11 protein-coding genes and 1 pseudogene are annotated in these 12356 nt (G+C 31.8%); all 12 read left to right on the forward strand.

All coding sequences use genetic code 11. The features are described 5' to 3' along the window. Positions 1-450, forward strand: a pseudogene (locus tag V5784_RS07250) (hypothetical protein); the annotation flags it as partial. Between the two features lie 10 nt (positions 451-460). Beyond that, the gene (locus V5784_RS07255; RefSeq protein WP_336888364.1) at positions 461-3490 is read left to right on the forward strand and encodes an efflux RND transporter permease subunit; all 3030 of its coding nucleotides are present in this window, start codon (positions 461-463) and stop codon (positions 3488-3490) included. Positions 3491-3512: 22 nt separating this feature from the next. Then, complete coding sequence (locus V5784_RS07260) at positions 3513-3827, forward strand: PG0541 family transporter-associated protein (protein ID WP_336888365.1); 315 nt, start codon at positions 3513-3515, stop codon at positions 3825-3827. Positions 3828-4256: 429 nt separating this feature from the next. Continuing rightward, positions 4257-5645 carry a sigma-54 dependent transcriptional regulator gene (locus V5784_RS07265; protein ID WP_336888366.1) on the forward strand — a complete coding sequence of 463 codons (1389 nt, stop codon included), beginning with the start codon at positions 4257-4259 and terminating at the stop codon, positions 5643-5645. Positions 5646-5672: 27 nt separating this feature from the next. After that, positions 5673-7397, forward strand: a complete 1725-nt coding sequence (locus tag V5784_RS07270) for a peptidylprolyl isomerase (protein WP_336888367.1) — start codon at positions 5673-5675, stop codon at positions 7395-7397. Between the two features lie 202 nt (positions 7398-7599). Further along, positions 7600-8907 carry a phosphopyruvate hydratase gene (gene eno, locus V5784_RS07275; RefSeq protein WP_336888368.1) on the forward strand — a complete coding sequence of 436 codons (1308 nt, stop codon included), beginning with the start codon at positions 7600-7602 and terminating at the stop codon, positions 8905-8907. Positions 8908-8977: 70 nt separating this feature from the next. After that, complete coding sequence (pilM, locus tag V5784_RS07280) at positions 8978-9829, forward strand: pilus assembly protein PilM (protein WP_336888369.1); 852 nt, start codon at positions 8978-8980, stop codon at positions 9827-9829. Further along, the gene (locus V5784_RS07285; protein WP_336888370.1) at positions 9830-10387 is read left to right on the forward strand and encodes a PilN domain-containing protein; all 558 of its coding nucleotides are present in this window, start codon (positions 9830-9832) and stop codon (positions 10385-10387) included. Between the two features lie 30 nt (positions 10388-10417). Then, positions 10418-11056 (forward strand): hypothetical protein, encoded by a 639-nt coding sequence (locus V5784_RS07290; protein WP_336888371.1) that lies wholly within the window; start codon positions 10418-10420, stop codon positions 11054-11056. Continuing rightward, on the forward strand, positions 11046-11561 hold the full coding sequence (locus V5784_RS07295; protein ID WP_336888372.1) for a hypothetical protein: 516 nt from the start codon (positions 11046-11048) through the stop codon (positions 11559-11561). The genes V5784_RS07290 and V5784_RS07295 overlap by 11 nt, the downstream gene beginning before the upstream one ends. 4 nt (positions 11562-11565) lie before the next feature. Further along, positions 11566-11757, forward strand: coding sequence for a hypothetical protein (locus V5784_RS07300; RefSeq protein ID WP_336888373.1), 192 nt, complete (start codon positions 11566-11568; stop codon positions 11755-11757). Further along, positions 11735-12076 (forward strand): hypothetical protein, encoded by a 342-nt coding sequence (locus V5784_RS07305; RefSeq protein ID WP_336888374.1) that lies wholly within the window; start codon positions 11735-11737, stop codon positions 12074-12076. Before V5784_RS07300 ends, V5784_RS07305 begins: the two co-directional genes overlap by 23 nt. The last annotated feature ends 280 nt before the right edge of the window (positions 12077-12356 follow it).

The following is a 12356-nucleotide window of genomic DNA, read 5'->3' on the forward strand; positions in this document are numbered from 1 at the left end:
GCAATAGATAATATCTATGTGGAAGGTTCTTTTGAACCTGTACAAGGATCACTATATGAGATTAACCCGATAGCTAATTCATCTACTAGAAAATTTGAAGTGAAGATAAAAATAGACAATAAAGATTCTAAATATAAACAGGGAATGTTTGCAAGGGTAGTATTATATACGGGGAAAAAAGAAGGAATATTAGTTCCTAAAAAAGCTATAATTATTGAGGAGTTATATTCATATATATTTGTGGTGAATAAGGAAAATATTGAGTCGGAAAAGGACGGAATAAAAGAGTCAAAAGAGATCTTAGTGGCTAGAAAGATAAGGGTAAATATAGGTATTTCCGATGGGGAAAATTGTGAGATAATAAGCGCGGATTTAAAAGAGACGAATAAGGTAGTAGTAGTAGGACAATATTCTCTAAATGATGGAGATTATATAAAGGAAGAGAATTAGGAGGACGAAGATGTCTATATCATCAATTGCAATAAGAAGGCCTGTTTCGGTTATCATGCTCATGATAACTATGGTAGTAATGGGTATATTAGGATTAAAAAATATGCCAGTAGATCTTATGCCAAATATGAACGTTCCTGTAGTAATGATTCAGACTACTTGGATAGGAGCTACTCCAGAGGATATGGATAGTTTGGTTACCAGAAAAATAGAAGAAGTTATGCCAAATATAGAAGGAATAAAAGAGATGAATTCAACTTCATCGGAAAATTCATCCTTAGTTGTATTAGAATTTGATTATGGAATAGATACAGATAAGAAAGTAACTGATATACAGACAGAATTAAATAATATCAGAAAAGATCTGCCAACAGATATAGATACTCCCATAGTAAAAAAAGTTCAACCAGGGGGAGAAACGGTAATCGCTGTTACAGTATCCGCGGAAGATTTGATCTTAGCTAAAAGTTTGGCAGAAAACAGAATTAAACCTAGGTTTCAACAGATCTTAGGTGTTGGAAATGTAGAAGTTTATGGTGGATATGAAAAGGAAGTAAAGGTAGAGGTTGATCCAACTAAGATAGAATCTTATGGAATGAATATAGACGATCTCTATGATATTCTTGCAAAATCAAGTACGAATATTCCAGCTGGAACTGTGGAAGAAGGCGGAAAAAGATATCTTATTAAGGTAATGACAGAATTAAAGACTGTAGAAGAGGTACAAAATATAGTAATTAGTAATGAAAATGGAAAGGTTTTATATTTAAAAGATGTAGCTGGTGTAAAACTTGGAAATAAAGATGTAAAAAGTTACAATAGGATGAATGGGATTCCTTCGATCTCTATATCGGTAGAAAAATCTACAGATGGAAACTCTGTAGCGATCTCAGATGGAGTAAAAGAAGCTATCAAATCACTCATTCAGACATTACCATCAGATGTTAAATTAAGTGTATCCTACGATGCATCTATAGATATATCTAGCTCTATAAATAATGTGAAAAATAATGCCATAGCAGGTCTGATCCTTGCTTCAATAGTATTATTTGTATTTTTAAAAGATATTAGAGCTACTATTATCATAGCCATGGCAATACCACTATCTATTATAGGAGCATTTTTCTTGTTGAATAGTATAGGGGTAGGTTTGAATATAATATCTCTGATGGGATTATCTTTAGGAGTAGGGATGTTAGTAGATAATGGGGTAGTAGTTCTAGATAATATTTATAGACATATGACAGAACTCAAAAAACCTAAATTTGAATCTGCCAGAGATGGAGCCGCAGAGATGCTGGTACCAATAGTAGCTTCTACAGCTACTACAGTGGCAGTATTTTTACCTATAGTAATGACTGAAGGACTGGCTAAGGAAGTATTTTGGGGAATGTCATGGGCTGTAACGTTTTCATTACTGGCTTCATTATTAGTTGCCATGACCTTTGTGCCAATGATAGCCAATAAAATGTTGAAAGAAAAGGTAGTGGTAGTCCAGGATGGGAAATTACTTACCTTTATAAAAAAGAAATATATAAAATTACTGTTGTTGACATTAAAGCATAAGTTAAAGACCTTATTGATAGTAATAATAATGTTTTTTGCAATAGTGATACCGGGAATCAAGATAGTTGGAGGAGGTTTTATCCCTGCAACAGATGATAATCTATATGTAGTAACAGGAGAAACACCACCAGGAGTTACACTAGATAAAGTTGATTCTATCGCTAGAAGAGTTGAAAAAATATTAGAGGCTGATAAATATACAAAAAATATAGAAACCTCAGTAGATAACAATGGATTTTCTATCAATGTAAAGTTAGATCTAAGAAAAGATAGAGATAAATCAGTATTTGAGATAACAGATGTCATAAGGGAAAAATTAAAAGGTGTTCCCGATGTAGATTTAAATGTAGCTGATGGATATGCTAAAGGTCCAGATAGCGGTGGAAGGGATATACAATTAGATCTTACATCAGATAATGCAGGGCAATTGGATAGTTTTGCGGAATTAATGTTTACAGAGATGAAAAATATGCCAGAAATAGGAGATTTTAAGAGTAGTTTGACTGGAGGAAGTCCTGAGGCTAGAATAATAATAGACAGGGAAAAGGCTAGATATTATGGAATAAGACCGTCAGATATAAATAAGGTGATTTTTTATCAAGTATTAGGATCTAATCCTATAGATCTTAAAACAGATTTAGAGGAGATTGAGGTAAATGTAATGATGCCAGATGAATATAGAAAATCATTGTCTAAGTTGATGACGAGTAAATTAAAATTAGATTCAGGAGATATTATACAAGTTTCCGATGTGGCTTATCTAAAGGTGGTAGAAGGGCCAGCGGAAAAAGAAAAATTAAATAGAATCAGAAAGGTAACCTTGAGTGCAAACTTAAAGGGTGGAAATAACAGTAAGGCAGTGGAACAATTGATTACAGAAAAGATAGAGAAATTAGGTTTGCCATATGCTGTAACTTATAGATTTGGTGGGGATAATAAAAGAACGGCAGAGATGATGGAACAACTAGGAAATTCAATGTTTATAGCGATATTCTTAATATTTGTAATACTGGCTTCTCAATTTGAATCATTGGTATTGCCATTTATAATAATGGGATCTGTACCGCTATCTATAATGGGGGTATATGCAGGTTTAATGATCACAGGCAAAGAATTTAATGTAATGGTAATGGTAGGAATAATCATGTTAGCTGGTATAGTAGTTAATAATGCTTTAGTACTAATAGACTATATAAAGTTATTGATTGCAAGGGGAAGTGAAAGAAGGACAGCGGTCTTAGAAGCGGGTAGAACAAGACTCAGACCAATTCTCATGACAACCTTAACAACTATGCTAGGAATGATGCCATTAGCACTAGGAATAGGCCAGGGATCTGAGATGTATCAAAGTATGGCTATAGCTGTAATATTTGGATTGATGGTTTCAACATTGTTAACTTTGATAGTAATACCAGTACTCTATGAATTGGTAGAAAATGGTGTAGAGAGAGTAAAAAATAAGTTCAAAAAGTAAGTGACAAAAAGGGGGAGATTCTATGGAATTAAAGGGAGAATATAAAGAACTCAGATTATTGTTTGATGGATCTTTAGAAGAGCTAATATTGGAGGAGTTAAAGAATAGTGATGTTATAAAATATGCTATTATTCCGAAGTTAAAGGTGTCATGGCAGAAAGGGATAAAACATCTTAATACCCATGTTTGGCCTGGAGAAGATGAGGTTTTACTGGTTATAGCAGAAAAGGAAAGGTGTTACGAACTGGTAGAAAAATTTTCAAACTTAAAAGAGAGTTTAGATTATAATATAACTTTTGATATATCGGTAAGAGCATTGGAGTATATTAATATTTAGATGAAATGAGGGTATTTATAATCTTTAACCTTTGTCAAGGATACTAGAAAAAAAGGGGAAAAAGTTAAACAATCAAAAGGTGATTTCTGTATTCTGCAGGAGTCATCTTTTTTAGATTTTTAATCCACAGTGATTTGTGTTAATTTATTTTAATTTATTTTGTATTAAATAATTTCTTAATCTTTTTTTACGGTATATTGTCGCCCTCATTTTAAATTTTTGAAATTCTAAAATTTAATGATTATACAGATATGGAAATGAAATTAAAAGTATTTAAATTGAAAATTATTGATTTTTCTTACCTTTGTGTAATGAAATTGGAAATATGTTTCAAAAAAAACAAAAAAAAAACAAAAAAATCTTGAAATTTGACACTTGGTTGGTTATAATACAGTGATGAAAAAAATCAAGAATTATAGGAGGAATGTTGTGAAAAAATCGATTTTAGCAATTTCTGAAAGAAAAGAAATTTTAAAGCAGGTAAGAAAAGAGTTGTTGGGTGAATACGAAGTAATTACTTTTAATAATTTTTTAGATGGATTGGATATGTTGAGAGAAAGTGATTTTGATATTATTTTGTTGGATCAAAATATGACATGGTTTACTTTTACAGAAGTAAGAAGAAAATTAAATGGTATAGGAAAGGATTTTGTAGTAGTAGGGTTAATAGAGGAAGAAACTGAGGAAGTACTAAGAGATCTAAGAGGTGCTGACATATATAACTACCTATTAAAACCTTTATGTATAAAGGAATTTAATAAGTTGATTTTTCCAGCTTTACAAAGTTTATCTGTATTGAAGGAAAAGAGAAAGTTAGAAAAAAAATTATCTGATACAGAGGAAATCAAAGAAATTGTTGGGCAAAGCACTAAGATCAAAGAGATTAAAAATTTAATAGATAAAATAGCGGAAAGTGACCTGACTGTTCTTGTTAGTGGAGAAAATGGTGTAGGAAAAGAATTGATAGCAGCAGAAATCTATAAAAAATCCGATAGAAGAAAGAAAAGCTTTATGGTAATCAGTTGTGTATCCATGTCTTCAGATATAATAGAATCAGAATTATTTGGATATGAAAAGGATGTTTTCCCAGGATCTGGATCTGGTAAGATGGGAATCTTAGAGGAAACTGATGGGGGAACTGTATTCTTAGATGAAATTACAGGTTTAGATATCAAGGCTCAAGCAAAATTACTTAGAGTAATAGAGTATGGTGAATTTAGAAGGGTAGGAGGAAATAAAACTAAGAGAGTGGATATTAGATTTATTGTTTCTACAAATAAAAATCTTAAAGCAGAGGTTGAAAGTGGAAAGTTTAGAAGTGATTTATATCATAGATTAACAGCTTTTCCAATTGAGATGGCGCCACTTAGAGAGAGAAAAGATGATATTCCTCTACTGGCTAACTATTTTTTAAATAAGATAGTTATAGACATCCATAGAGAGATGCCTATTATCTCTAGCGACACAATGAAATACCTTATGGAATATTCATACCCTGGAAATATTAGAGAATTAAAAAATATAATTGAAAGAATGATTATATTATCAACTGATAGAGTAATTGGAGTAGAAGATCTACCATTAGAAATCAAGATGAAATCAGATACACTTGAAAATAAGACGATAATTGGATTAGGACCATTAAAAGAAATTTTAGAAAAGGAACTTTACAATTTAGCGGATGTTGAAAGAGTAGTAATAGCTACAGCTTTACAAAAAACTAGATGGAATAAGCAAGAAACAGCAAAATTATTAGGGATAGGTAGAACTACACTATATGAGAAAATTAGAAGGTATAAATTGGATCAAAAAGGATAGGATTAAAATAAAAATGGGGGAAACATAATGGCAATTAGAAGTTTGAGAAAAAAGATGAAACCTGTAATTTGGGTGATTACAATAGGATTTTTCATCTCAATGTTAACTGTAATAGTTAGTAATATCAGCATGGGATTAAAAAATAAACGATACGCTTTTAAAGTAAGTGGAAATAAAATAGCAATTACTGAACTAGAAAGAGATATTAATAATATTAGCAATCAATATGGTCAATATTTTATAACTCCCATGGACAGGGAAGAAGCTAAAATATTAGCAGTGGATAATATCCTAACCAATGAAATTTTAAAAAAAATTGGAGCTGATTTTAAGGTTAAGGTAAGTAGTTCAGAAGTAAAGGTGAAAATCGATGCTATAAAAACACAAATTCCAGATAAAGAACAATTTAAAAGGATGTTAAGTGCACAAGGGTATACAAAAAAAAGTTTTGAGCAATCTATTAGAGACTCTATCTTAGTGGAAAAAACTAGAGCTAAAATAGTAGAAAAAACTGAAATTTTAGAAGAAGAGAAAATATCTCAATATGAAAAAGGTAGATATAGTGAATATTTAGGTAAAACCTATGAGGAGGCAAAATCTCTCATTGAGAAAAGTCTAAAGGAAGTAAATGGAAATAAAGAATTGATCAAATTAGTAGAAGTAGATAAAAAAGAGGTTAAATTAGACGATATCAGGGAAAACTATGGTAATATTAGACCCACTGTAGAATTTGAAAAAGATGGGTTTGAGATAACAAATATGGATATCATAAAAGGTGTGTTATACCAGTCTTTCTACGGTGTTAAAGACTATAATGAAGCAAAAACTAAATCTATAGCCAGTATAAAAAATGAAATTAAATTGGCAAAAATTGCAATGGATAGAGGAGCTAAAAAAGATGAAACTCTGCCGACTATGAACCAGATAATGGATCTTAAATTACAACTTGTAGATAATATTAAAGAGAGTATTATAGCCGATGATGCAGAAATCAAAAATTTTTTTAATGAAAACAAAGAAATTTACAATATAGAGGCCAGTGTTGACGCAAATATAATTAATTTCGTTGTGGAACCAACAGACCTAGATATGGAAGATGCTAAAGAGAGAGCTGACAAGGTTTTAAAAGAAGTAGATGCTGTTAATTTTTCAGAAATGGCTAAAAAATATTCAGAGGGACCAAGTGCATCGAATGGTGGAGATTTAGGGTGGTTTGGAAAGGGTCAAATGATTCCTGAATTTGAAACAGCAGCTTTTAAAGGTGAAGAAGGGAAAGTGTATCCAGAAGTGGTTAAATCTAAATTTGGGTATCATATTATCTTTATAGAAAATAAAAATGAGGAAAAATCTCAAGTTAAAGCATCTCATATCTTGATAAAAGTGAGTTCAGGGGAAAAGACTTTTAAAAAGGTAATGGGAACTGCTAAAACAGTAGCGGAAGAGTTAAAAACCAATAAATTTAATTTTGAAAAGGCCAGTAAAAAAGCATATTCAAAGTATAAAACTTCAGAATATTTAAATATAAAGAAAGATGGATATATTAAATCTTTAGGGTATGATGATCTATTAGCTAATAAAATATTTGAATCTAATCCAAGTGAAATTAATGTAATAAAGAGTAAAAAAGGTATATATATATTTCAAAAGACAAAAGAAGTGAAATTTGAAGAAGCTAACTTTGAGAAAGTAAAAGACAGAATAGTCTATGATTATAAAAATCAAAAATTAATGGAAGAAATGAAAAAATTATAGTTATAAAAGAGATATAGAAAATTTCTATATCTCTTTTATTTTAACTAACTTTTACAGTACGTACTGTAAAAGTTAGTTAAAATAACATCTAGGCATTTTTTGATCTGAATTTGTTTGAAAATGATACAAAATTAATCTTTACATAGTAAAAAAAATGTACTATTATTAATACATATTAAATAAAAAAAATTAGGAGGACAACATGACTAGAATAGTAGAAATCTTAGGAAGAGAAATATTAGACTCAAGAGGGAACCCAACTGTAGAGGTTGATGTAATCTTAGAATGTGGATCAATGGGAAGAGCAGCAGTGCCTTCAGGAGCATCAACAGGAGAGAGAGAAGCGGTTGAATTAAGAGATGGAGATAAATCTAGATACTTAGGAAAAGGTGTTTTAAAAGCAGTAGAAAATATAAATACTGAAATCAAAGAAGCTATTTTAGGAATGGACGCAACTGATCAAGTAGCTGTAGACAGAAAGATGATCGCTTTAGACGGAACTAAAACTAAAGCAAGATTAGGAGCAAACGCAATATTAGGTGTATCTTTAGCAACTGCAAAAGCTGCAGCAAATGCTTTAGGACAACCTTTATATAGATACTTAGGTGGAACAAACGCAAAAGATTTACCAGTACCAATGATGAATATCTTAAATGGTGGATCACATGCTGACTCAGCTGTAGATGTACAAGAATTTATGGTACAACCAGTAGGAGCTGTATCATTTAAAGAAGGATTAAGAATGGGAACTGAAGTATTCCATCACCTAGGAAAAATCTTAAAAGCTAACGGAGATTCTACAAACGTAGGAAATGAAGGTGGATATGCACCTTCTAAAATTGAAGGAACTGAGGGAGCTTTAGACATCATCATCGAAGCTATCAAAGCAGCTGGATATGTACCAGGAAAAGACATCACTTTAGCTTTAGACGCAGCAGCATCTGAATTCTGTGATGGTGGAGAAGACGGAGAAAAAGTATATAACTTCAAAAGAGAAGGCGGAGTTAAGAGAACTACTACTGAAATGATCGAATGGTATGCACAATTAGTAGAAAAGTACCCTATCACATCTATCGAAGATGGATTAGATGAAAACGACTGGAAAGGTTTCGCAGCAATGAGAGAAAAGATGGGAGATAAAGTTCAAATAGTAGGAGACGATCTATTAGTAACTAATACTGAGTATTTAAAGAAAGGTATCGAGTTAAAATCTGCTAACTCAATCTTAATTAAGTTAAACCAAATTGGAACATTAACGGAAACTTTAGAAGCTATCGAGATGGCTAAGAAAGCAGGATGGACTGCTATAATATCTCATAGATCTGGAGAAACTGCCGATGATACGATAGCTGACGTTGCAGTAGCAACTAATGCTGGTCAAATCAAAACTGGTTCTGCATCAAGATCAGATAGAATGGCTAAATACAATCAATTATTAAGAATTGAAGAGCAACTAGGAGAATCTGCTGTATACCAAGGTATGGGAGTATTCTATAACTTAAATAAATAATTTTTTAAAGGTGCCCTAGGGTACCTTTTTTTTCGAGGAAATTTGCAGAAGATAAAATTTAATAGTAACCATGACTGCTTCTAAATTTCATGTGAAAACATTGGAATATAACAATACTAAAGAGGACGGTGAAGAGGTTGCTCTAGAAGCTAAAATAGAGGAGGATCTTGAGGATATAATTTCGGGTTATACAAAGGATGAGTTTATTACTCAGATAGAAACTGTCTATGAAAATGATCTCTATAAAAAATTGTTAGTAATTACAATTCCTGTAGAGGAGGTTGAAAAAATTCTGGGTATTTTAAGTCATTTTAAAATAAGAGTATTAAGAATAATTCCAGATTTTATTGCTCTGAATAATCTGGTAGATATATTAGATCAAAAATCAGAGGAAAAGACGGCTGGAAATATAATGATTGTTGATATAGGAGGAGAAACTAGTAAAATATTTATGAGTACATTAGGAACCCTAAATATGCTGAGGATAGTAGGAATAGGTGGAAATGATTTTACCGAGATAATAAGAGAGCACGAGATGTTAGATCATGAAGGAGCAGAATTAGAGAAACAGCAGCTAGAATTAGGTGCCGATGAGGATAGAAATTATAAGACGCAGAGTGAGGAATCGATGTTTAAGGATCTGACATCAGTAGTGAATGAGTTAACTACTCAGATAGAAAATTCTTTGGAATACTTTAATACTAACTTGGCTGAAGGTAGGATAAGTAAAATTATTTTAACTGGAGGAGGCGTTCTTATAAAGGGATTTAAAACTTATTTTGATGATGCCTTTGAGATACCCTGTGAGGTGATAGATTTGGACCTATTAAATTTAGACTATAAAAATGCGGAGGACAAGGAACTATTATCGAGTTTTAAAATGACGGCCCTTGTGGGAGCCTTAATAAAAGAGGTGGGATAAATGAAGCGGATGAATTTTTTAACGGAAGAATATAAAGACAGATTAGAGATAGAGGAACAGCTCAGGAAATGTTTTGGTATTTTCGTAATAGTGTTTTTAGTTCTCTATGTAGTGTCTTTCGGTATCCAAAGGATAGAAAACTCTGTCCAAAAAAAAATCAATATAGAGAATGCAGAGATGGCAGAAAATAATAAAAGAATGAAGCAACTGACCCTAGAATCAAAAAATGGAACTAATTTAGGTGTGAAAATAGAGATTATAGAGGATATCTTCTCACAAAAAAACTTGAGGGTATCAGAGATCTTTCGGTCATTGGAGGGAAATATTCCTAAAAATGTATGGATTCAAAGTTTAGTTTATGAGGGGAAAGAAGTGAGAATAAAAGGTTTTTCTTTTAAAGACAACGAATCTAAGAGTTCTGAGAACAATGCCTACTATTTTGAAGAAAGGATGTTGGATAGTGAGCTGTATGGGAGTGTAACTCTAAATTATTTAAAAAAATCAAGTAAATACGGGGAAAAAATAAATGAATTTGAATATGTATTAGTATTGGAATAGACACTGATGTATAATTAGGGGTTGAGCGCTATGGATCTATTTGAGAAAGAGATAAATATTAATATGGATAAAAAACAAATAAAACTATTCATAATCATAGGAACAGTTATAGGGATAATTCTTATTATTTATTTTTTAGTGATATCACCTATAGGAAGGATATTTGATAAAAAAGAGGAGTTGTTGAGAGTTAGGCAGGAAAAAATATCAACTGAACAAAATTTGAGATTATTTGAAAAAAGATATGAGAGAGTAAAGATGGAAAGGGTAGATCAAAAATATAGGTTAGAAAAGTTATTGGAGGAATTTAAGGAGCATAGCTTTAAAGATGAGGCTAGATTAAAACAGATGATACAGGATATATTAGATCATCTAAATATAGAATTATTAGAAATCGGAAAGACGGAAACTATGGAAATTGAGGGTAATAAGGAATACAAAAGAATGGTAATGCCATATAAAATAACAGGAAATGGAAGAGATATAGCATTATTTTTCTATTATTTAGAGAACTCTAGAAGTTTGCTCACGTTGAAAAAAAGTCGGTTAGAGGTAGTGGTAAAACCATTTAGTGAAGGAGACAAAAAACAGAGTCTAATAGAAGTTAAATTTAAGCTAGGGTACTATAATATTACCGCTGGAAATGAAGGTGGTAATGATGAAAACTAAGATATTATTTATAACACTCGTAGGGTTATTTCTTATTTCTTGTGGGAAGAAGGAAGAGGAGAAAGAGGTTAAAATACCGGTAAAAACAGAAATAATAGAGGTAGAGGAGACGACTCCTCCTCCTGCAATTGAGGTGGTAGAGGAAGTTAATCCACTCTCTAAATATATTTCTGATGAAGTTTACAATGAAGGGGTTAAAATTTTTTATGGAGATGAGGGGAGTATGTTTACAGAAGACAGGGATCTATTTTCTGGAAATCACGAGAAATTCAAAGCCTATATCGAAGCAAGATTTAAACCAACTATGTTGATAACGCAAAATGGAGTGAATTCAGCAGTGGTCTATTACTTAGAAGATGGTTCTAAAAATAGAACCATAGTAAGAGGGTTTAAAATAATTGAAATAGAAAAAATAGTGTACTATATTAAAGTTTTTAAGGATAGGATAGAGATAGAACAGGGGAAGAATGGTAGAGTCGTTCCTCTATATTTAAGGGGGAGGTGATGAGATGAAAAAATATTTTTTTATACTGCTTATAATTTTTACTGTAGGAGCCACAACCTTTGGAGCTACTATAAAAAAATTACCACAATCAAAATTTGAGGAGGATATGGACTTTAATGGGGCTAGATTGTCCGATGTCTTGGCACTGATGTCTAAGGTAAGTGGGGTTAACCATGGTAGCGGATTCAGAGGTTAAAGATGTGGTAATAGACTTATACATAAATAAAGGACAGCCTCTAAGAGAAGTATTGGATATCATAGAGGTAACCAATGGATTAGAAGAGGTATATATAGGAAAAATAATTATGTTAACTAAGACAGGTAAGGGAGCCACTTCACTAATGGGGAAGATAGTGGGTGACAGCAACCAAGGTTTAGTTGGAACAAAAGTAACCTTGGTAGACAGTGGATATAAATCTATAAGAGCAGAGGCTGGAGGAGTATTTATCTATGGCGGTGAGTCTTGTCAAGCACACCACCACATATTTTCAGGGTCTGTCTCATATTTTGTGTAAACCTCCAAATTAGTGTAAACTACAATTACATTAATTTGGAGGTTTACACAAAATATGAGACAGACCCAAAATATTAAGGAGTTCACTACATTTCACATAAATTTTAATTCATAGAACACGGATTTTTTCAAAATATACTAAATATATGGTGGTCGTGTTTGTCAAACAGTTTATGAAAAAACTTAAGCAATTTTTTGAGTACCAAAATATACCTTAGCAGGTGTTTCATAATCTAAAGAACTATGTCCTCTATCGTTATTATAAAAATTAATATACCTTT

Source organism: Psychrilyobacter sp. (assembly GCF_037132775.1).
Taxonomy (GTDB): domain Bacteria; phylum Fusobacteriota; class Fusobacteriia; order Fusobacteriales; family Fusobacteriaceae; genus Psychrilyobacter.